The sequence below is a fragment of the Pedobacter caeni genome (genome assembly GCF_900129215.1).
Taxonomy (GTDB): Bacteria; Bacteroidota; Bacteroidia; order Sphingobacteriales; family Sphingobacteriaceae; genus Pedobacter; species Pedobacter caeni.
In genome coordinates, this window is record NZ_FQUQ01000002.1 from 266,038 (window position 1) to 286,345 (window position 20,308).

Annotated in this window: 22 protein-coding genes; 8 read left to right on the plus strand and 14 right to left on the minus strand. The window is 39.6% G+C overall.

Annotated features, from left to right (window positions below; all coding sequences use genetic code 11):
- Positions 1–81: 81 nt before the first annotated feature.
- The gene (locus BUC20_RS08490) at positions 82–1,374 is read left to right on the plus strand and encodes a DUF3108 domain-containing protein (RefSeq protein ID WP_073231729.1); all 1,293 of its coding nucleotides are present in this window, start codon (positions 82–84) and stop codon (positions 1,372–1,374) included.
- A gap of 430 nt (positions 1,375–1,804) precedes the next feature.
- Positions 1,805–2,758, plus strand: a complete 954-nt coding sequence (locus BUC20_RS08495; protein WP_073229976.1) for an Rpn family recombination-promoting nuclease/putative transposase — start codon at positions 1,805–1,807, stop codon at positions 2,756–2,758.
- Positions 2,759–2,773: 15 nt separating this feature from the next.
- Here BUC20_RS08495 and BUC20_RS08500 read toward each other — a convergent pair whose 3' ends face one another.
- The 3 genes from BUC20_RS08500 to BUC20_RS08510 are packed head-to-tail and all read right to left on the minus strand — an operon-like array spanning position 2,774 to position 4,153.
- Entirely contained in the window at positions 2,774–3,226 is a 453-nt protein-coding gene (locus BUC20_RS08500; RefSeq protein ID WP_073229977.1) for a DinB family protein, read from the minus strand.
- Positions 3,210–3,644, minus strand: coding sequence for a VOC family protein (locus tag BUC20_RS08505; protein ID WP_073229979.1), 435 nt, complete (start codon positions 3,642–3,644; stop codon positions 3,210–3,212). Before BUC20_RS08505 ends, BUC20_RS08500 begins: the two co-directional genes overlap by 17 nt.
- Positions 3,645–3,691: 47 nt before the next feature.
- Positions 3,692–4,153 carry a helix-turn-helix domain-containing protein gene (locus BUC20_RS08510; RefSeq protein ID WP_073229981.1) on the minus strand — a complete coding sequence of 154 codons (462 nt, stop codon included), beginning with the start codon at positions 4,151–4,153 and terminating at the stop codon, positions 3,692–3,694.
- A 137-nt stretch (positions 4,154–4,290) separates the two neighbouring features.
- Here BUC20_RS08510 and BUC20_RS08515 point away from each other — a divergent pair, with 137 nt between their 5' ends.
- From BUC20_RS08515 to BUC20_RS08525, 3 genes are all read left to right on the plus strand, one after another.
- Positions 4,291–4,743 (plus strand): carboxymuconolactone decarboxylase family protein, encoded by a 453-nt coding sequence (locus BUC20_RS08515; protein ID WP_073231730.1) that lies wholly within the window; start codon positions 4,291–4,293, stop codon positions 4,741–4,743.
- Between the two features lie 94 nt (positions 4,744–4,837).
- Entirely contained in the window at positions 4,838–5,188 is a 351-nt protein-coding gene (locus tag BUC20_RS08520; protein ID WP_073229983.1) for a YciI family protein, read from the plus strand.
- Between the two features lie 10 nt (positions 5,189–5,198).
- Complete coding sequence (locus BUC20_RS08525) at positions 5,199–6,431, plus strand: RNA polymerase sigma factor (RefSeq protein ID WP_073229985.1); 1,233 nt, start codon at positions 5,199–5,201, stop codon at positions 6,429–6,431.
- Positions 6,432–6,510: 79 nt separating this feature from the next.
- On the opposite strand, the gene BUC20_RS08530 is transcribed toward BUC20_RS08525, so the two are convergent.
- Positions 6,511–7,266 carry an SDR family oxidoreductase gene (locus BUC20_RS08530; protein ID WP_073229987.1) on the minus strand — a complete coding sequence of 252 codons (756 nt, stop codon included), beginning with the start codon at positions 7,264–7,266 and terminating at the stop codon, positions 6,511–6,513.
- A gap of 286 nt (positions 7,267–7,552) precedes the next feature.
- Here BUC20_RS08530 and BUC20_RS08535 point away from each other — a divergent pair, with 286 nt between their 5' ends.
- Positions 7,553–8,146 (plus strand): TetR/AcrR family transcriptional regulator, encoded by a 594-nt coding sequence (locus BUC20_RS08535; RefSeq protein ID WP_073229989.1) that lies wholly within the window; start codon positions 7,553–7,555, stop codon positions 8,144–8,146.
- Here BUC20_RS08535 and BUC20_RS08540 read toward each other — a convergent pair.
- From BUC20_RS08540 to BUC20_RS08590, 10 genes are all read right to left on the minus strand, one after another.
- Positions 8,134–8,571: a GNAT family N-acetyltransferase gene (locus BUC20_RS08540; RefSeq protein ID WP_073229990.1), complete on the minus strand. Its 438-nt coding sequence runs from the start codon at positions 8,569–8,571 to the stop codon at positions 8,134–8,136. The genes BUC20_RS08535 and BUC20_RS08540 overlap by 13 nt on opposite strands.
- An 82-nt stretch (positions 8,572–8,653) precedes the next feature.
- On the minus strand, positions 8,654–10,117 hold the full coding sequence (gene pdxR / locus BUC20_RS08545) for a MocR-like pyridoxine biosynthesis transcription factor PdxR (RefSeq protein ID WP_073229992.1): 1,464 nt from the start codon (positions 10,115–10,117) through the stop codon (positions 8,654–8,656).
- Positions 10,118–10,293: 176 nt separating this feature from the next.
- Positions 10,294–10,728, minus strand: coding sequence for a carboxymuconolactone decarboxylase family protein (locus tag BUC20_RS08550; RefSeq protein WP_073229994.1), 435 nt, complete (start codon positions 10,726–10,728; stop codon positions 10,294–10,296).
- Between the two features lie 115 nt (positions 10,729–10,843).
- A complete protein-coding gene (locus tag BUC20_RS08555; protein ID WP_073229996.1) occupies positions 10,844–12,322 on the minus strand; it encodes a TlpA family protein disulfide reductase in 1,479 nt (492 codons plus the stop codon).
- Positions 12,323–12,440: 118 nt separating this feature from the next.
- The gene (locus BUC20_RS08560) at positions 12,441–12,854 is read right to left on the minus strand and encodes a RidA family protein (RefSeq protein WP_234994482.1); all 414 of its coding nucleotides are present in this window, start codon (positions 12,852–12,854) and stop codon (positions 12,441–12,443) included.
- 118 nt (positions 12,855–12,972) lie between these two features.
- Positions 12,973–13,536, minus strand: coding sequence for a Crp/Fnr family transcriptional regulator (locus tag BUC20_RS08565; RefSeq protein ID WP_073229998.1), 564 nt, complete (start codon positions 13,534–13,536; stop codon positions 12,973–12,975).
- Positions 13,537–13,546: 10 nt separating this feature from the next.
- Entirely contained in the window at positions 13,547–14,899 is a 1,353-nt protein-coding gene (locus BUC20_RS08570; RefSeq protein WP_073230000.1) for a hypothetical protein, read from the minus strand.
- Between the two features lie 164 nt (positions 14,900–15,063).
- Complete coding sequence (locus BUC20_RS08580) at positions 15,064–16,044, minus strand: deoxyhypusine synthase family protein (protein WP_073230004.1); 981 nt, start codon at positions 16,042–16,044, stop codon at positions 15,064–15,066.
- A gap of 23 nt (positions 16,045–16,067) precedes the next feature.
- Positions 16,068–17,228 carry a calcium:cation antiporter gene (locus BUC20_RS08585; protein ID WP_073230006.1) on the minus strand — a complete coding sequence of 387 codons (1,161 nt, stop codon included), beginning with the start codon at positions 17,226–17,228 and terminating at the stop codon, positions 16,068–16,070.
- 99 nt (positions 17,229–17,327) lie between these two features.
- Positions 17,328–17,888 carry a Crp/Fnr family transcriptional regulator gene (locus BUC20_RS08590; protein ID WP_073230008.1) on the minus strand — a complete coding sequence of 187 codons (561 nt, stop codon included), beginning with the start codon at positions 17,886–17,888 and terminating at the stop codon, positions 17,328–17,330.
- Positions 17,889–18,177: 289 nt separating this feature from the next.
- On the opposite strand from BUC20_RS08590, the gene BUC20_RS08595 reads away from it, so the two are divergent.
- On the plus strand, positions 18,178–19,374 hold the full coding sequence (locus BUC20_RS08595) for a glycosyltransferase family 87 protein (protein ID WP_073230010.1): 1,197 nt from the start codon (positions 18,178–18,180) through the stop codon (positions 19,372–19,374).
- Positions 19,367–20,305: a glycosyltransferase family 2 protein gene (locus BUC20_RS08600; protein WP_073230012.1), complete on the plus strand. Its 939-nt coding sequence runs from the start codon at positions 19,367–19,369 to the stop codon at positions 20,303–20,305. Before BUC20_RS08595 ends, BUC20_RS08600 begins: the two co-directional genes overlap by 8 nt.
- Positions 20,306–20,308: the final 3 nt, after the last annotated feature.

Consider the following 20,308-nt stretch of genomic DNA (forward strand, 5'->3'; position numbering starts at 1 on the left):
TTTACTTTTTTCTTACCTTAGATTTAAAATTAATTGAGAGCTGAGCAATCAGCTCTTTAATCATTTTATAATGTAATGAAAATGAAAATACGTATCCTTATTCTAGTACTAAATCTACTCCCTTTTGTAGTTTTTTCTCAAAAAACGATTGTTCCCGGTAGCCGGGAAATCAATATGTCTTATCTTAAAACCGGAAAATCTTTGTACACCGTTTATTATGTAAAAGATACAAGCTGGGTAAAACAGGGATCTATGACTTATGATATCTCTTTTTCCAATAACCAATTAAACCTATTTTATAAATACACAGAAAAGAGTAATGCATGGACTACGTTACGTACTTCTGTTGCTGATGCGAAAACCTTAAAGTCAATCAGCTATAAATCGGAAGGTGCAAAGAGTAAACTGGACCTGAATTTTGGGGAAACCATAACAGGGAATTATTATTCCAAAAAAGACAAAAAAGACAAAAAGCTAAATTTACGACCGAAGGGGCTATATATTGATTTCAATCTGGCAGAACATATGTTTACTACTTTGCCACTGGATGTAGGATACAAAGCAATTATCCCTGAGTTCTATTACGATAATAATTCTGACACCTTAATCTCCAGCTATTTGATTAAAGAGGTGAAAAGTTATGTCTTTAATTCGCCCAGAACCGGGAAGCATGACACATGGTTAGCTACCGTGCTGGAGCAAAGTACCGGAGCCATTTACAATTATGTGATCGACAAGAAAGACCGTCGTCTTTGGCAAAGAGAAATGTCTATGGGAAAAGGAATGTGGGAAATTTGTGTAAACGAAGAAATTGATTACCAACCCATCAAAAGTCAGTTCAATAAGGAACAGGCAATCCAGCAAATCACAAAGGGAAATAGTGTCATTATTGGAAGAGCCTTTGCTAAATCAAATTCAGGTAAAAGACTTGGGGGCCTGGTCAATACATCTAAAAAACAGTTTGCCCCCAAGGGTACCGAGATCACACTCTTTCCCAATTCTGCTTATTATGAAGAATGGATTTCTGTAAATAAAAAAATCAAAAAACAAGGGAAAATGCCGGAGGTTCCACTGGATCCGAAATTTGGTGCCTGCGTTAAGAAGGCAAAAGTTTATGATGATGAAGGCCATTTTGAATTCGCTGATCTAATGCCAGGTACTTATGTGGTAATGGCCAGTTTTGATTTTACAAATTCTTATAACTACTCCTATGTGTCCGGTTATACAAATTATTACAATTATTGGGGCTATACTGGTTCCAGTACGAACTATGGTTCCGCCAGACAGAGCTATCGGGACAAGGCAAACATAGAAAAACAAGTGACCATTGACAAAGATGGTGAGAAAAAAGAGGTAAGCCTGAAAGACAATTAAGCTAGTGTTCTTGTTCGATCACAATAGGATTACAACAGTTAACTGGAACGTCCTGTGGACGTACTTAGAACGTACCTGAAACCTCTTTTGGTACTTTAAGAGGTTTCAGGTATATAGGAAGCAGAAGTTTTGTACGTTTAATTTATCCGTTTGTATACAAGGAATATCTAATAGCAGTTTAAGCAAATCCATTCACACACACTGTTTTCCTAAGATCTTAACCCGTTCTATCAGAACCTTCCTGCAACTGATCCGGATTTGCAGGTATTGGGGGAAATCAGACCGAATTTTGACCTCATTAGCATATGTAAAGTATATAAAACGACTAATTAATATTTTAATTAGTCGTTTTGTGATAAATATATATCTGTATTAAATATATTTTTAATTATTAATTTGTTTTTGTTGTTTGTAGTGTATAGATTAGCCTATGACAATTACTGCTACAACATCCCCGGCCACCCAACGATTTATCGACTCACTAACAGATTTTGGATTTAAGTATCTTTTGGGAGCTGAACCAAATAAAGAAATCATCATTGAATTTTTGAATACCATTTTTGCCGGGCAAAAGAAAATTGTTGATTTGGTTTTTAGTCCTACAGAACATGTCGCAAGTACTGATGAAAATAAGAAAGTATTTTTTGATTTGATGTGTACAGGGAGTGCTGGGGAACAATTTATTATTGAGATGCAGCGCCTTGAACACGAAGGATTTCGTGAGCGATGTATTTACTATTTGTCCAGATTGGTGAGCGAGCAACTTCCTAAAGGCGAAGCCGATTGGAGTCAACTTAAGGAAGTTTATCTGATTGCAGTTTTAGATTTCAAATTCAGAGACAAGAATGACGAGCGTTTTTTACACGACATTGTTTTAATGAACAAAGATACAGGCAAAGTTTTCTACGACAAGTTTGGGTTTAAATTCCTGGAATTACCTAACTTCGATAAAGAGGTAGACGAACTGTCATCTGATCTAGATAAGTGGTTTTATATTCTTAAAAATATGAGCAGAATGAACCAGATACCATCACCCCTAAATGAAGGAATCTTTAAAAAATTATTTAAAATCGCAGAGGTGAGTAAATTAACAAAAGAGCAAAGGACACTTTATGAATCCAACTTAAAAGCGAAGTTAGATTATGAGTGTACTATTGCCTGGGCTAAAAAGGAGGCTGCAGAACAGGGAATGGAGGAAGGACGATTGGAAGGACGATTGGAAGGACGAATGGAAGGACAAGAGGAGGGAATGAAGAAGGGAATAGAAAAAGGCAGGTTGGATGAACGGTCGGTTATTGCTCTTGAATTAAAGGAAACAGGCATGCCCATTGAGCAAATTTCCAAGATCACAAAGCTTTCAATTGAAGAAATCGAAAAATTGTAGTTTATTCTCTTCTGGCTAAACGTTGAACTGCCTTAAATGATGATCAGAATGCTTATAGGCAAAGATGCCAATCTGTTCTCTTGTCATTTTTCCAAAGAAATCGTGCATGAACTGCTCATCTGAAAAATTTTCAAAATCAGCGATGAGGTCGACCAGAATTTTCTTTTGCGTAGCCAGATCACCTTCTTTTTGTTTTATGGTGAATGCACTTCCAGCTGGCATGTTTTTGCCCAATGGCTTGTCGTCCTTAGTGTTACTCTTAAGGGCCATTTTACCGAAAATTCTACCTAACAGCCCCTGTTTATTTGGGATATCGTTCTTTCCCAGGACCCATTCATTCCATATTGCACAATGTCTGGTCATTTCATAAACATTCATTTTACCCCAAAGAGCTTTGCTGTTTTCATTGAGCGCGTTAACTCTTGTCGTTAACGCGTCTCTTGTGGCGGGATCAAATATTGTTTTCATCTTCAAAGTTATTTAAGGGTTGCAATGAAAAATAATTGCCTGAATCATCTTTAAATAGTGCTTCTGTTCCATAAAACTCCTTTTTTGGTGGTTTTATGAATTCAACACCTTTGGCTTTCAGCTCTTCATAGGTCGCAAAAATATCTTTACAGGTGAGGACCCCACAACCGAATATTCCTTTTTTGATGAGGTCGATTAAGTTTTCCGCCACTTCCTTTGGAAACATTTTGCTCACTGTAACCGGAAACAAAACCAACTGTAAATCTGGTTGTTCAGGAGGGGAGACGGTTAGCCAACGGGTTTCAGGACCCATAGGGATATCGTCCACAAGTTTGAAGCCTAATTTGTTTACATAAAAGTCATAGGCGCTGTCCTGGTTTATGACATGAATATTTGTAACGCTCATTTTTGTAATCATAGTGATTTAGATTAGATGTTAAACTCATTACAAACTTCAGTAATAAATCAATCCCCGGTTTCTTCAAAATTGCTATTTTCAGTCCAACCGTGTTGATAGGCGTAACAGCCTGGCACAAAGCTTAGTGGTGATTGGCTGATCTTCTTTTGAGTTTGCTGGTGATGTTTCTGGTAGTCTGATGGAGATTTGCCGACCAGCTTAGAGAAAAGTCCACTGAAGGAGGAAAGGCTGTCAAAGCCTACTAAAAAACACACTGCCGAAACAGGAGTTTCAGCTTTCAGGAGTTCTTTTGCTTTTTCGATCCTTACGTATATTAAATACTGATGAGGTGTCTTTCCGTAAGCAGATTTGAACACGCGGATAAAGTGAAACTTGGAAAAATAGGCTTCGTCGGAAATACTATTGAGGTCTATTTTTTCAGCATAGTTGTCGTCGATGAATAATTTTGCCTGAACGATTCGTCGATATAAATAAACCTTGGGATATGAATCTGTGTTTATTTTTTGCATGATACTTTAACCTCTTAACAGGCTGAATTCTAAGTTAGATAGAAATTACTACCCTACAAAAAAATAAATTCATCAAAATTTGTCCAATTCTAAAAATCCGTTTGTCTTCAGGTTATAAATTCAAAAAATATTACAAAATGGAAAAGAGAATAAACATTTTCGGAAAAGGACAAAATGCATTGAAACCATTATTTGAAATGGCAGCGTATTTAAAAAAATCGACACTGGGTATTGAATTGAGACACCTCATAGAATTCAGGGTTTCACAAATCAATCAATGTGCCTATTGTCTGGACATGCATTACAAAGATGCAAGAGCAAATGGTGAAACGGAACAACGTTTATACGGTCTTAGTGCATGGAGAGAAGCGCCTTATTATACTGAAAGAGAAAGAGCGGCTTTTGCATGGGCGGAAGCGGTTACAGCGGCTCATGTGCCTGATGAAGTTTATCAACACGTAAGTGATCATTTTTCTGAAGTTGAGTTGATCGACCTTACGATGGTAGTGACTACCATCAACACCTGGAATCGCATTAATCTTTCTTTCCCAAATGTGCCGGGAACGTATAAAGTTGGTATGTTTGGTTAGTAAGCAATAAATTGTCCTGATCATCCCGGATGAGGACAATTTATTATTCCATATTATAAATATCAGTGGTTATTTTTGTTTAAAACAGAAGAATATGAATGATTTTTTATTGATTTTCAGAAGAGATTTCACGAATAAAGAAGCTCAGCCTTCTCCGGAAGAGTTGCAGAATTCCATTAGTGCCTGGCAAAACTGGTTCGGCGGGATTGCAGCACAAAATAAACTGGCAAGACCATTACAGCGCTGGGACATATCCGGTAAGGTGGTGAAATCCGACAAGCATGTGATCAATGGTCCTTTTGTGGAGATTAAAGAATCTATCGGCGGACTGGTCATCATCAAGGCAGAAAGCTATGAAGACGCTGTGGAGATTGCTCAAGGCTGTCCAATCCTTGAACTTGGGGGAAACGTAGAAATACGGATGGCAAGCGAACCCGAAGGATAAATTTGTTTGAATGAAGCAGCAGGAACTGATTCCGAATTTATTCAGGAGCGAATATCAAAAAATCGTTTCCGTGCTTTGCCGGTTATTTGGCATGGCTCATATTGAGATCGCCGAGGATATTGTAAGTGATACTTTTCTTGCTGCAACAGAAATCTGGAGCACTAAAGGATTGCCGGATAATCCAAGGGCATGGTTGTATACCGTTGCGAAAAACAAGACTAAAAATTATTTAAAAAGAGATTCACTGTTCCAGCAAAAGTTATCTCCGGAGATTCAGTATCATACGGCGAATACGGAAGAATTTGAGCTGGATTTGTCGGTCAAAAATATTGGCGATAGTCAGCTGGCTATGATTTTTACCGTCTGTAGTCCTGAAATCTCCGCTGAATCACAGGTGGCACTGGCGCTTAATTTGCTTTGTGGCTTCGGTATTCAGGAGATTGCTGATGCTTATTTAACGAATAAAGAAGTCGTTTATAAAAGGCTTAAAAGGGCCAAGGAGAAGTTAAAAGAGGTAAACATCAGCATCCAACAGCCAAGTCTGACGGAGATTAATCTGCGGATAGATAATGTGTTGACCACTTTGTATCTGCTATTTTCCGAAGGTTATTATTCAACTTCCCAGAATACCATACTCCGAAGGGATTTTTGTACTGAAGCAATGAGACTGGTTTATTTGCTGACTGCCCATGACCATACCAACCTTCCAAAGGTAAATGCATTGCTGTCGCTGATGTGTTTCCACGCATCCAGATTTGATGCCCGTTCTGGTCAGAATGGAGAACCCATTTTGTACCAGGATCAGGATGAGAGCCTTTGGAACATGGAACTGATTGATCAGGGTAAATATTATCTAGGCTTATCTGCTGCAGGTGGCCAGTTAAGTAAGTATCATTTGGAAGCTGGGATTGCTTACTGGCATACCCATAAGGAGGATACACCGGAAAAATGGGATCAGATCCTCCAGCTTTATAATAACCTGCTGATTCTTGAATATTCGCCCATTGTGGCTTTAAACAGAACATATGCGCTGGCAAAGGTCAATGGAAAACTGGCGGCTATCGCAGAGGCCGAAAAACTGAAACTTACGGATAATCATTTTTACTATTCGTTGCTTGGCAATCTGTATACCGATGTAGATCATACTGCCGCTCTTCAAAATTATAAGCAGGCACTGGATATGGCCGTTTCAAATGCCGACAAGCTAACCATCAGCAGACATATTGAACAATTAGGCGGATGATCATTTTCTGGTTTTTCGATAAAAACAAAACCGCTGTTTAGTAATAAACAACGGTTTTATTTTACGTTGGGCGGTGTTCTTATCTTAAATTACCAGGTTTGCGGATCCAGTCTGCGTAAGTTTCCTGACCAAGTCGGGGATGATCTCCCGGAACAAGAGACTGGTCATTGATTTCTGCACCAAAATATGGAGCGTGTACATCTGTGATCACTTTGCGATTGTCATTTTTAAGTTCGAGGTATTGTCTGACAATCTCATCCAGACCCATCTTTTCAGGACCAGCAACTTCTGTTGTTGCGTTCAGTGGTGCTCCAAGTGTAACATCTGCCAGGGCGGCAACTACATCATCTGAAGCAATGGGCTGAAATAGAGCAGGGGATACATGTATTTGATCTTCCTGGATTCCTGCCTGCGCAATGCCTCCGACAAATTCAAAGAATTGGGTAGCATGAAGGATGGAGTAGGGAATTCCTGATTCCTTTATTAATTTTTCCTGTACCAGTTTGGCCTGGAAATAGGTGTTTGCATTAGGACGATCTGTACCTACAACCGATAGGGCTACATGGTGTTTGACACCTGCGACGATTTCTGCTACAATAAGGTTGCGTCCTGAAGTTTCAAAAAATTCCAATACGGCTTTTTGTTCAAAGGATGGGGAGTTCGCCACATCGACTACTACCTCGGCTCCTTTGAGGGCTTCATTCAGTCCTTCACCCGTAACGGCATTTACACCGGTACCTGGCGAAGCAGCCAGAACTTCATGTCCGGATTCAGTCAGGGTTTTTACCAGTTTTGTTCCAATGAGGCCAGTGCCTCCGATTACGACAATTTTCATATGTTAGTTCTTAAATTTTGGATTGTTTTTACTGAAGACAATTCAAAATTCAAAATTGGACAAGGTTGGCACTTTTTATTTTTTTAAAATTGGATCAGCTCCTTCTACCTTTGCATGAGTAATGATTGCCAGTCTTTAACTTGCCCCAAGTCCTGTTTAGACACAAGTCCAGCTGATTCTTTTTAGGGTACAACGGAATAAAATAATCCTTATAAAGTAAAATATAAAGAAATGTGTTGCTTGAATAGACCGAGTGGTTTATTTTTGTGATACCAAATTATCATTCATGAATAAAGCAGAACGGACTAAAAGATTCATTATTGAACAATCGGCTCCCATTATTAACAAAAAAGGAATGGCTGGCACTTCTCTTAGTGACATCATGGAGGCTACAAAGTTGGCCAAAGGAGGCATTTATGGGAACTTCGAAAGTAAAGATGAGATCTGTTCGGAGTCTTTTTTATACCTGACAGAAACTTTGACTCAACAACTGGACAGAGCCGTATTATCCGGACAAACAGCAAAAGAGAAATTTTCTAATTTACTGAATGCCTATAAAGGAATTAAAACTGAAGGTGGTTGCCCTATTCTGAACTTTGGTGTGGAAGCTGATGATACCCATCCTGGTATGAAAGAAAATGTAAAGAAGGTTATTCTGGCATCGCAGAAGAGATTTTTTGATATTCTCGCTGATGGCATTGGCAAAAAGGAAATATCATCAGATCTGGACCCAAAGAATTTTAGCATAAAAGTTTTCGCCATGATCGAAGGAGCAATCTTATGTGGAAGGGTACTGGAAAGTAATGCGCAAATGCAGATTGTACTGGATGCTATCCAACATGAATTTGAAACCTACTTAAGTGCTGACTATCTTAAGTAAGAACTGAGGTGAACTGCAGAAAGTTGAAATCCACTCTTCAAATATAACTTTTGTGCAGTGTTGTTGTCGAAACCCGTATCCAGCACTACTGCATCTTTGCCCGTGGATATGGCGATTGCTCTTACATGGGCCAATAGCTGAGAGGCGAGACCTTTTCCTCTATGTGATTCCAGCGTGCAGAGATCATCAATATATATGATGTTGCCGCTGTGCAATGAAGTCATGATGCGATATCCTGCAAATGCAATAACTTTCTCCTCCTCTATAATTCCGGCAATGCTGTATTTTTCATTTTGCATCATCTCTGAAATTGTAGAAGACCAGTTGTCTTTATTCAAATGTGGTCTTAGCAAAAAAGCAACATCCCAGCATTGTTGAATTTCAATATTCGTTTTGATGGTTTTAACCTGATATGTATGGCCCATAATTTTTTATTTGTGATAAAATTACGGCAATGATAGGGATGCTACCTATACCAGTCTGGAAATAAGGACTGGCCCAGCGAACTTAACTGATTATTGTTTTCAGGATTTTAAGCGCCTCTACCATTTCATGTTCCTCTAAGGAAGCAAAGCCCATTCTCAGTCCATTGGCAGAAAAAGATTCGTTTTTATAGAAAATACCATCGTCTATATAAAGGCCCTTCTTTAAGGCATCTGCAGCCATTTTTATCAAATTGATCTTTTGATCGAATGCAGACCATACGGCAAGTCCTCCTTCGGGTATTTTGAATTCTATCTGATCGGCAAAGTCAGATTTGAGCATTTCACAAAACATATCCCTGCGTTGCTTATATATTTTTAATGATTTCCGGAAATACCTGTCCATTTCTCCATTATCAAACATCAGGGCAAATGCTTCTTCCAATACGGTATCACCTTGTCTGTCTATCAGCTCTCTTAATGAAGCTGCGGCTTCCACAAATGCGGCTGGGCCTGTCATAAATCCAATCCGTAGGGCAGGGGCAAAAGTTTTCGTAACTGAACCTATATAAATTACATTTTGATTGTGGTCGATACTTGCCAATGGAAGATAGGGTTTATTGTCATAATGGAAATCAAAGTCATAATCGTCTTCGATAATTGCAAAACGATACTCTTTGGCGAGTTTTAAAAGTTTTAACCTCCGTTCCATACTCATGGTTACTGTTGTTGGACAGTGATGATGAGGGATGATATAAACTGCTTTTATCGTCTTGCGTTGTAAGAGCGCTTCGAGATAATCAATATCCATTCCGTTGTCGTCGATAGGAATCCGTAACAGGTTTGCACCAGCTTGTCTGAAAGTTTCATCTGCACAGAGGTAATTTGAAATTCCAACGGCAATATGATCAGAAGGCAGCAACAGCAATTGAGCTGCCAAATAGATTCCCATCTGACTCCCCTTGGTAATCAGGATGTTTTCAGGAGAGACCGCCAGGCCTCTGGTATTGGAAAGGTAGTTGCAGATGGCTATCCGAAGATGTTCTGATCCCTTGGAGCTACCATATTTCAGGAAGTTTTTGCCATAGAACTTCCTGGAAATGCTACGGTATTCGCGCATTAACTGATCTATTGGTGTCAGGCGTACATCCGGGAAACCATCATCAATAGTGAGAATTGTTTTCTGAAGATTCTTGCTGGGGACCGCATTTTTAAAATTATTCGTCCATAGGAAAGCTTCCTGAGGGGCGTTGTCTTTATGGGTTTCGGGTAATTTTGTTTTGGATAGAATGGGCAGGCTCGACAGTACAAAGACGCCTTTTCGCTCAATAGATTCAGCCCAACCCTGACTGATCAGTTCCTCATACGCCAGTTTTACCGTGTTTCTGTTGATGCCGATCAATTCTGCAAGAGTCCGGGAACTTGGCAGCAGATCGGATGGTTGTAGTGTACCATCAGTAATCAATGAGATAAACAGATTGCAGACTTGAATGTATAGGGCTACAGAAGAATGTCGGTCGACCTGAATTAATGATTTATATGGCAACATCTGGGCTGTGGTGTTTGTGAGAATTGATAAGTAAATATAATCCAACCGCCCTTTAGTTTTGTCTAAAGTTATTATAAAATGAAAGAGTACAGGATACTAACAAGTGCATAAGCGTATTATAAATATAAAAAGCGTGTCTTTGCGGGACACGCTTTTTATATTTATAATACTTTATTCTATGCCGGTATCAGCTTGGTAGAGATCCCAATCCTGTTCCATGCATTGATCGTAATGATTGCTAAGATCACCTGTGCCAGATAGGTTTCGTCCAGAACTTTAGCTGCCTGTTCGTAGGTTTCGTCTTTTACATGATTGCTGATCAAGGTCACTTCCTCGGTCAGGGCTAATATAGCCTGTTCTTCTTCTGAAAAGAAAGGGGTATCACGCCATGCGTTCAGGGCATAAATACGTTGTTCTGTTTCTCCGGCTTTACGTGCATCCTTAGTATGCATATCAATACAAAAGGCACATCCGTTTATTTGTGAAGATCTGATTTTAATCAGGTCTTTATGTATTCTTGTCAGCGGTGTACTTTCTATGTATTTTTCTAATCCAAGAATTGCTCTGTATCCTGCCGGCTCTGCTTTTTCGATGTTAATTCGTGTTTTCATTTTTTAGGTATCTTTTTGTTGACCACAAAATTAATGCATTGAAACCGAAGCGAAACAGACCAGTAACGAAATAAGGGATGGCCCAGGTCTTTGAACACCGCCCCTTATCATCTGTCTATTTTAATAACATTTCCAGTTGTTTTTGTAGCTCCGGATTAGAAGGACGCTTCGCATCATTGTCCAACACAATGCCATCGGGGCTGATCAGAAGAAATCTCGGAATGGAATTTACACCGAATTTTTGAACAAATTCGGACTTAAAGTCATTGTCGGCAATAAGTTGAACACCTTGTAATTTGTTATCTTTTACATAGTTGAGCCATTTGTTTTTGTCGATTTGAGGATCCAGTGAGATGCTGACGAATTTTATTTTCTTGTCTTTCATGGCAAGTTCTAATTTCTTCAGGTCAGGAATCTCAGCAACACATGGACCACACCAGGTAGCCCAAAGATCGATGTAAACATAATTGCCACGCATGCTCTTCAGGCTGATCAATTTGTTTTCCTGATTGGCGTAACTGAACTCAGGTGCGATCGCATTTTTTTCTGTCTCTTTCAGATTCTTAAAGGCCTGCTCAATTGCTTTAAGATGACTGGGGTTCTTGTTGTTTTTTACATAATCATTGTAAGGCCCTGTTACTTTATCGCTATTTTTAGACTTTTTGATCAGAGAAAGCGTAGCGTTATAGAGAAGATGATCTTTAATATAAGGATTGTTGATCTCGTTTTTAATAAAAGAGAGTTTAGCCAACTCGAGGTTTTTTAAGGAATCACTGAGTTTTTTATATGGCCCTGAACTGACTTCAAAATTAAGTCTGTATACTATTGCCTGCTTGTATGAATATGAATTTTTAAACAGCAGCTCATTATTCATATCCCATCCTGAAAAGAGTATATCATTAACTTGTTTCTTTTCCTCATCATTCATTTTCTTGCTGAATTGATACAAGTATGCCTGGTATTGTTTTTGGGCGTGGTCTTTAGTCCGCAAGGCGAGTGGGACAGCCAACATCTTCTTTAAGGAGTCCATTCTTGTACTATCCATGCCATAGAAGAGTTTCCAGCTATAAATATTATTGAGTCGGATGTAGTTAATTTCTTTGCTGACGAGGTCTTTAAAGAACTGATTTTTAGATTCGCTGATAGAAGCGGTTGTTTCTTTCTGGTATTTGTCCATTCTTGAGATAAATACTGCAGGCTCGATTAAAAATACTGAAAGGGGAACTCCATAGCCATTATTTGATTTCATCCATTCCAAAGGAGTTTCAATTTGTCTGAGCTGGTTGTTTTCCAGGCTACCCTTTCCTGTAAATTCGTAGATTTTGTTTACCTTTTTTATAGTTAAGGTATAGTTTGGTTCCAGATAAATATCGCCAACATCAGTAAGGGTGTAAATACCCTTCTTAAGCTGTTTAATTCCTATCTGGTAATTTCCATTCTGATCTGCATTTACCGGGATGCTTAACCCGTCAATATTGCTGAGGGTTCTTTTTTTTTCGGGGGCCTCAGAGAAAGTACCTGTGACCTGTGCAGAGGTACCTTGTGCGTCGCAGAGGATGAATAGCACTAATGATAAATAAAATGAGATTTTCATACGTTAAACTAATTTCTTAGTTTAAATGTACTACTAAGTTTTTAGTTATACAAGATATATTATTTCATAATTAATGAAATAATATATCCTTAAACCATTTGTAGAAATTCTGAAATGGTTATCTTACTACTGTGGCTTCCAATTCAACTGTTAAGGTTTCAAAAAGGCTTTTGACCTCCAATAAGGTCGTTGCCTGCTTCATGCCATGCTTAGCGATCCAGTCCTGAAGGATAGGGAAGTGGGGCCAAAGATCTGCCGTTGAGGTGGTATAGATATTTAACCTGACTATATTTTTGCAGTCATAACCAGCTTCCCCGACAACTTGTTCCAGATTTTGTATGGCTTCCGTTAATTGTGTTTTCATGTCGGCAGTACTTGATTGTCCATCAGGGCTGATGGCCGTTTGTCCTGAAACGTAGAGCGTGCCTTGTATTTGTGTTACTTCTACCGCTTGTACATAACTGCGTTGGTCCTGCCACTTCCAGGGATTAGTGATTTGCTTTTCCATTTTCTTTGGGTTTTCTGTTGCCATGGTTTTTCCATGGGTGTATGTAATTAATGATCCAAAGTTGCGGGGAATGCAGGGATTTTGAAGGTGACATTACTCACGATTATGGTGTGAGGTTTGTCACATCAGAGGCTTTGTCCGGCTAACGGGAAAATCTGCTGAGGGTTTCTCTGGACACACCCAGATAGGCAGCAATCAGTGATTTTGGGACACGCTGAAATAAAGAAGGATATCGTTTAAGCAATTGCTCATAGCGCTCTTTTGCATTGGAGGTGATCAATGACAGTATGCGTCGTTGCGCTCCAAGAAAACCAAAATTTGATTTTTCGAGGAAGAAACGTTCCATCTTTTGGAGGCCATCGCATAGCTTCCGGTAATTTTCAAAGGTGAGGCCGAGCACTTCAGTGTCTTCCAGACATTCCAGCGAAAGGGTTGCTTCAGTCTGCGTGTAAAAGGCATAATAATCACTTTCCCACCAATCTTCCATTGCAAAGGAAATGATGTGCTCTTTTCCCGAATCGTCTGTATGTACCAGTTTTAAAAGCCCGGACACTACAAAGTAAGAATATTTCACTGCATCACCTTTCTGGATAATAAACTGATGTTTCTTGAACTTTTTGACCGTAAAATGAGCCGATATAAAGGCAAATTCCTCATCACTGAGTAGGATTACTTTTTCTATATGTTCTCTTAATTTGTCCTGCATTAAATACCTTTTATTTTTCTAACAGCTGGCCTAAAACGATTGTCTCTTGCCAAAATACAAACAATAAACTCAATAACAAGCAGTACCATAAGATATCAGTTTGCTTTCGGGGCTTAAGCCAAAACAGAAGTACAAGAAAAACTGGAGTGCCAATGAAGTACATCGAAATCAAAATGAAAATTTGGACAAAAGAAGCAGAATAATGGTCAGGAATAATGCTCCAGATCACAAATTGTAAAAACCAGCTAAAAAATGGCAGCGCAATACAAAGCAAAATTTTGTACCCTATTTTCATATCCTGAGGATCAGGAAGGGATTTTCTGTGGTTTTTTCTCAATAGCAGGATGATTGCGACGAAGATCGCAAATAGGAAAGCAAGCTGAAAGCCCTTAAACATGCTGGTTTCCTCTCTGGTACTTACACTTTTTGAAGAGCTCAACTTTGAAGCGGTAAACTCCTCAATACGGATGGTTTCGCCTTTATCGAACGTCTTTTTTGTGCTGGTATTTTCGTTTGGATGATTAAAGATCCATACAGAATCTTCTATCCCGTTTTTAAACTTGCCCTCAATCAGGATCTGATCCTGATTTTTTCTTAAGAATTTTCCATGTAACCGGCTTCCCCTGAATATTAAGTAATCCTGGTAATCGTTTGTTTTAATGGTTAGTTGGTTGATCTGTGTGGAGGGAAGTACTTTATACTGATCCGACAATTCGTATAAGACCTCTTGATCAAGACCTTTTAAAATCTGGTTCTTGTGATAGTCATCATATTTTACTTCTTCTCCAACTAAGAGGCTTTCCTCTACCTGAACGGCAAGCAGGTTCGGGAAATTGTAGACCTTAAAACCACGGTTTACTAAATTGCTGTCGGTCAATGGTGTTGTTGCCTGAAACAATACATATTGTGGTTGTTCAAAATGCAGGTGGTGTCTCTGCTGAGATGTCGCACAAAACGAGAAAAAAGTAAGCAGCCCGGCCAAATATGGATTGAAGAAGGTTCTTTTTTGAGGGATGGATTGAAAATACCAGCTCAATGGCAAGACGATAAGTGCGAACAGGTCTGTCAGGTCTATTGTCCTTTGAACAGGAAACACATACCTGCTAAACAATTCAATGAATGGGGTAGAATAACTGCTTTTCCAGTAAATGAAAAATACAGCAGTGAAGAAATATATAAAGTTTTTTTTACCAGGAAATAAGACTGCCCAGAATATGGGGAAGATAAACAGGCCACAGAAGTCTGAGAGTTTTCCCGTAAATGCGTTATGAAAAGCTGCCTTGAAGTAAAAGTCGTTGAGCAGCAACAGCATTAAACTGAGAAGAAATGGAAGCGTGGTTAACGGTTTGAGCTTAACTGACATGACGCTGTTGATTTTGTCATTAATGCCCGAAAATGATTTTAGTAACCCTGTTCTCCTGAATTTGATAGAAGGACAAGGCCGTGTTCAATTCGGTTTTCGATTTGACACGGCCTGTCTTTTACTGATCATCATGACCAGTAACCCCGGCAAACAAGGGGTATGCCTTAATGTTTTAAAATCCATGAAAAGATGAGCGGAGCAACAATTGTCGCATCCGACTCAATGACATAGCTGGGAGTATCTACATCAAGTTTTCCCCAGGTTATTTTCTCATTCGGAATGCATCCTGAATAAGAACCATAGGACGTAGTGGAGTCGGTAATCTGACAATAGTATCTCCAGCGCTGTATATTGTCCATTTCCAGATCCTGCTGTAGCATAGGGGCCACACACATGGCAAAATCACCTGCAATACCACCTCCGATCTGGAAAAATCCTATCCCCTCATTTACTGCGTTTTTAGCATACCAGTCTGCCAGCCAAACCATATATTCTATTCCGCTTTTTGTAGTGGAAGCCCTCATCTCTCCTTTTATCACATAGGAGGCAAAGATGTTCCCCATGGTGGAGTCTTCCCAGCCTGGTACAACGATGGGAATTCCTTTTTGTGCGGCTGCAAGCATCCATGAATTGGCCGGATCTATTTCGTAATACTGTTCCAATACACCACTCAGCAGGAGTTGATACATGTATTCGTGTGGGAAATAGCGCTCGCCTTTGGCATCCGCATCTTTCCAGATCTTCTCGATATGTCCCTGTATCCTTCTGAAAGCTTCTTCTTCAGGAATACAGGTATCCGTTACCCTGTTGTATTTATTATTTAGTAACTCCAGTTCGTCCTGTGGGCTAAGGTCCCGGTATTGCGGGATTCTTTTGTAATGGGAATGGGCTACAAGATTCATAATGTCTTCTTCCAGATTGGCTCCGGTACAGCTGATGATGGCAACTTTATCCTGGCGGATCATTTCTGCCAGTGAAATCCCGAGTTCGGCAGTGCTCATTGCTCCGGCCAGGGAAATGAGCATTTTTCCGCCTTTTGTAAGATGGGCTTCGTAACCTTTTGCAGCGTCTACAATCGTTGCTGCATTGAAATGGAGGTAGTTTTTCTCCATGAATTGTGAAATAGGGCCTCTTTCAGGTTCCATAATTGTAATTGTTTTTATAAAATTTAAGGGTTGAAAATCAACATGATAAATAATGCAAATAGAGTCATGTGCATGATTCCTGAGACAGGAGTTGTCCTTTTTCCGAGGAAAGTGAGCGCGCTCAGGCCAACTGTGATCAGGAACAGAACCGTTTCGGTAGGAGATATCCCAAAAATCACGGTTTTGCCTGTAATCAAGCCTATGATCAGTACTGCAGGAACCGTCAGACCAACCGTGCATACGAAAGCCCCATGACAAAGGTTGATTGCCCTCTGAGTTTCGTTATTCAGGGCTGCTTTTACTGCGGTAATGGATTCGGGAGTAAAGACGATGATGGCGATCAGTACTCCTCCAAGGAAAGGGGGAAGTTCTGCGGCTTTTATTCCATAATCCACAACCGCTGCCATATTGTGAGACAACAATACGATCGGCAGGATCATCGCAATCAATACCATTGAGCGTATCAAAATCTCCTGGTTATTGCGCGGAGCAGTTTCCTTCCGGCTTTCTTTTGTGGAGAAGAAATGGATTTCCATCGCTCCTTTCTGTGGCTGCAGGTAAAGGTGTCTGTAGCTGCTCATCTGAAAGATCAGGAATACTCCATAAATGACCACCACTAAAGCCGATATAAAGATGGCTTGTCCGGTACTGAAAGTACCGCTTCCCATTCCGATAATTGTGTTTGGCAAAATCAGGGACATGCCGCCCAATAGCACAATCATTGAGATATAGGTAAGCGTTCCCTGAGCATTGTATTCCTGTTCACCATGCTTTAAGCTGCCCAGCAATATACACAAGCCAACCACGAGATTCATGATGATCATCATCACAGAAAAAATGGAATCCTTTCCAATAGTTGGGAACTCTCCGGGACCGAGCATCACTGCGGCGATAAGTATCACTTCAATAGCCAGAATGGAGAGGGTGAGGATCAGTGTGCCATAAGGTTCACCTAATTTTATCGCCAGTTCATCTGCTTCCTTAACTACGCCAAATGATGCCGTAACGATGGTTCCCAATAAGGCAATAAAGACGAAAACAGCAGCCGTAGTGGAGCTGTTTTCGTTAAAAAACGAATCTCCAAAAAAATAGAATATCGCTACCACCAGCCATATGATGGCTAAACGTATCCTTGTAGAAGTTGGAAAAACCGGGGTTAATCCCCTGGATTGATTTACAGACATAATTTTGCACCATCATTATTTTATAATAGATGATGATGCAAAATTATACCTTGAAAGACGGAACAAATTTATCCTATGATAAATAATGGAGGTGGTTATTTATTTTTCCTTACGGATCCGGCTCAGGCTTACCTGTGTGATTCCAAGGTAGGAGGCTATAAATTTCAGGGGCACTCTTTGCAAAAGGCTGGGCCTTGTACAAATCAGCTCATCATAGCGTTGTTTGGCCGATTGCAATTCTCTTGAGATCAGTCTTTTTTCGATCTTTACCAGTTCTTTTTCTGCCAGCTTCCTGCCCCAGTTAGAGATGTGGATGTCTGTTTTAAAGAGTTCCTGAAGATCCCTGATGTGGACCTCATAGAAGTCACAGTTTTCCAGTAGCTCCACATGCTCATAGCCTTTGTTGTTTTCGACATAACTTTGCATGGAGAGTACGGTTTCTCCTTCCTCACCGAACCAGAATGTGATGTCATTTTCTCCTGGGGTTGCAAAAGCCCTTACCACTCCTTTTTTGATGAAAAAGGTCTTTTTTTCTATTTTTCCGGCTCTTAATATGATATGTCCCTTCGGATAGCTCACTTCATTGATGTATTCGCACATCTTCGTGATCGATTCCGGAGGAAGCGGATAAATTTCAGTTAATATCTGGCTGATTTCCATATAAGGATTAAAAGTAATTTAAAAGGGTGTAGCTGTTGGTATGACTAAAAACTTTTAAAGTTAGTCCCATTTTTCAGAATCCGGCAAAATTAAAATACTGCAGTCAATAAGTTTAGTATATTTTAATGAAACGATCCGTTATATTTGCCGCTAATTTATATTTGTTTCTTAGTGAGCTGTTTTAGTAAAATAAATATATAAATGCTATAGTGAGCATTAAAACTGATTGAACCGTTTTACTTATTTATTGAAATCAAGCGCAAACAAAAAAACCGAATCTTATTAAACTATGTCATCAACATCGATTACCGATAAACCTCAAAATCGCATACTGGCCTTTATTCTGGATAAAAGAGTGGTGTTTGGATTGTATATGCTCATTGCAATCGTTTCAGCTGTGAAACAATATTTACACGGTAGCTATAACAACTATAAGATTTTTAAGTATGTCTTTTGGCATAGTTTAGAAGAGGTTAACCTTTACCTGCAATATCCCGCACAATACTTCGACAGCAATCATTATGGTCCGTTCTTTTCCTTGCTGATTGCCCCATTTGCCATATTGCCGGATAGTATTGGGGCTGTATTGTGGAATGTTTGTAATGCGTTGATCTTATATTGGGGGATATATAATCTTCCCATTAAACTCAAACAGCAATCATGGGTGGCAATTATTTGTTTACATGAGGTACTGACTTCATTATTGAGTTTTCAATTCAATGTTGGCCTTACCGGATTGATCCTGCTTTCATTTTCTTATATCTTCAGGCAACAGGAGGTTAAAGCGGTGGTCATGATTGTCGTCGGGTTTTTAGTAAAATTATATGGAATCGTTGGATTGGCTTTTTTCTTCTTTTCTCAAAAGAAAACAAAGTTTGTCATCAGCGGATTGGTTTTACTGCCTTTACTGGCCTTTCTGCCCGCAATTCTTTCTGATCTTGGTTTTGTCTCTACTTCTTATGGAGATTGGAGAGACTCACTTGTTCATAAAAATTCATTGAATGCCTCATTAGTTTCTATGCAGGACATTTCCCTGATGGGGATGGTGAGACGGATTTCAGGTGATGCTTCTATTCCAAATATGCCTTTTCTATTAGGTGGACTGGTTTTGTTTGCGCTGCCTTATCTCCGTGTTAGTCAATATAAAAGCAAGGATTTTCAACTGATGCTATTGAGTTCTGTATTGATTTTTACGGTGATCTTCAGCAGTGGTTCTGAGTCTCCGACTTATATTATTGCAATGCTTGGAGTGGCGATTTGGTTTATAATTCAACCCGATCCAAAGAAATGGTGGATCATTGCCTTATTCGTTTTTGCGGTGCTTCTAACCAGTTTTTCTCCTTCGGATTTATTTCCAAGATTTATTAGAAAAACCTATATTATTCCTTATTCCTTAAAAGCATTACCTTGTGTATTGGTTTGGTTCGCTATTGTATACCAAATGCTTACTGTAGATTTCAGAAAACCGATTCCGGCGCATGACTAATCAAAAGTTGATATCTATTGTTATTCCTGCTTATAATGAAGCAGAGAATATCCCTGTAATTGCTGCAGGTATAAAAGCTGTCTTTGAGGGCTTATCTGGCTATTTATTTGAGATTATTTTTGTGGCCGACGGCTGTACTGATCGTTCAATGGCGGTATTAGAAATGATGGCACAACACAGTGATCATATTTTTTACGTTGAATTTTCCCGAAATTTTGGGCATCAGCTGGCGGTTAAGGCCGGAATGGACCATGCACGTGGAGCAGGCGTGATCTGTATGGATGGTGATATGCAGCATCCTCCGGAGCTGATTCCGCAACTCATCGAAAAGTGGGAGGAAGGATATGAAGTGGTATATACGATAAGAAAAGAGGATAAAAGGTTGCCCTTCAAAAAGCGGTTCACTTCCAGGGTATTTTATCAGGTATTGAACAGGTTGGCTTCTGTTGAATTAGAGCAGGGGGCTTCAGACTTCAGGCTGCTGGACCGGAAAGTGGTGGATGTGTTTAAGGAATTTCATGAAAATGAACCTTTTTTAAGAGGATTGGTAAAATGGATCGGCTTTAAACAATACGCGGTTACTTATGAACCCGCAGCACGATTTTCAGGACATTCCAAATATTCTTTTAAAAAAATGATCCGTTTAGCCTTGCAGGGAGTGACTTCCTTCTCGATTAAACCACTTTATAATGTCGTTTATTTAGGTTTTGCATTTTCCGGGATATCCGTGTTATATTTGCCCTATGTGCTCTATGCCTTTTACATTGGACACGAGGTGTCTGGCTGGGCTTCCCTGATCATGACCATCGCGTTTTTTGGTGGGCTGCAGCTGATCATCCTTGGTATTATAGGAATCTACATTGGAAAGATGTTTATGCAGGTTAAATTAAGGCCTAATTACATCGTCCGGTCAACGAATATAAAAATATAAAGA

Coding starts and splice junctions, on each gene's coding strand:
- BUC20_RS08490 (WP_073231729.1), top strand. CDS start 82: ATGAAAATACGTATCCTTATTCTAGTACTAAATCTACTCCCTTTTGTA.
- BUC20_RS08495 (WP_073229976.1), top strand. CDS start 1,805: ATGACAATTACTGCTACAACATCCCCGGCCACCCAACGATTTATCGAC.
- BUC20_RS08500 (WP_073229977.1), bottom strand. CDS start 3,226: ATGAAAACAATATTTGATCCCGCCACAAGAGACGCGTTAACGACAAGA.
- BUC20_RS08505 (WP_073229979.1), bottom strand. CDS start 3,644: ATGATTACAAAAATGAGCGTTACAAATATTCATGTCATAAACCAGGAC.
- BUC20_RS08510 (WP_073229981.1), bottom strand. CDS start 4,153: ATGCAAAAAATAAACACAGATTCATATCCCAAGGTTTATTTATATCGA.
- BUC20_RS08515 (WP_073231730.1), top strand. CDS start 4,291: ATGGAAAAGAGAATAAACATTTTCGGAAAAGGACAAAATGCATTGAAA.
- BUC20_RS08520 (WP_073229983.1), top strand. CDS start 4,838: ATGAATGATTTTTTATTGATTTTCAGAAGAGATTTCACGAATAAAGAA.
- BUC20_RS08525 (WP_073229985.1), top strand. CDS start 5,199: ATGAAGCAGCAGGAACTGATTCCGAATTTATTCAGGAGCGAATATCAA.
- BUC20_RS08530 (WP_073229987.1), bottom strand. CDS start 7,266: ATGAAAATTGTCGTAATCGGAGGCACTGGCCTCATTGGAACAAAACTG.
- BUC20_RS08535 (WP_073229989.1), top strand. CDS start 7,553: ATGAATAAAGCAGAACGGACTAAAAGATTCATTATTGAACAATCGGCT.
- BUC20_RS08540 (WP_073229990.1), bottom strand. CDS start 8,571: ATGGGCCATACATATCAGGTTAAAACCATCAAAACGAATATTGAAATT.
- pdxR (WP_073229992.1), bottom strand. CDS start 10,117: ATGTTGCCATATAAATCATTAATTCAGGTCGACCGACATTCTTCTGTA.
- BUC20_RS08550 (WP_073229994.1), bottom strand. CDS start 10,728: ATGAAAACACGAATTAACATCGAAAAAGCAGAGCCGGCAGGATACAGA.
- BUC20_RS08555 (WP_073229996.1), bottom strand. CDS start 12,322: ATGAAAATCTCATTTTATTTATCATTAGTGCTATTCATCCTCTGCGAC.
- BUC20_RS08560 (WP_234994482.1), bottom strand. CDS start 12,854: ATGGCAACAGAAAACCCAAAGAAAATGGAAAAGCAAATCACTAATCCC.
- BUC20_RS08565 (WP_073229998.1), bottom strand. CDS start 13,536: ATGCAGGACAAATTAAGAGAACATATAGAAAAAGTAATCCTACTCAGT.
- BUC20_RS08570 (WP_073230000.1), bottom strand. CDS start 14,899: ATGTCAGTTAAGCTCAAACCGTTAACCACGCTTCCATTTCTTCTCAGT.
- BUC20_RS08580 (WP_073230004.1), bottom strand. CDS start 16,044: ATGGAACCTGAAAGAGGCCCTATTTCACAATTCATGGAGAAAAACTAC.
- BUC20_RS08585 (WP_073230006.1), bottom strand. CDS start 17,228: ATGTCTGTAAATCAATCCAGGGGATTAACCCCGGTTTTTCCAACTTCT.
- BUC20_RS08590 (WP_073230008.1), bottom strand. CDS start 17,888: ATGGAAATCAGCCAGATATTAACTGAAATTTATCCGCTTCCTCCGGAA.
- BUC20_RS08595 (WP_073230010.1), top strand. CDS start 18,178: ATGTCATCAACATCGATTACCGATAAACCTCAAAATCGCATACTGGCC.
- BUC20_RS08600 (WP_073230012.1), top strand. CDS start 19,367: ATGACTAATCAAAAGTTGATATCTATTGTTATTCCTGCTTATAATGAA.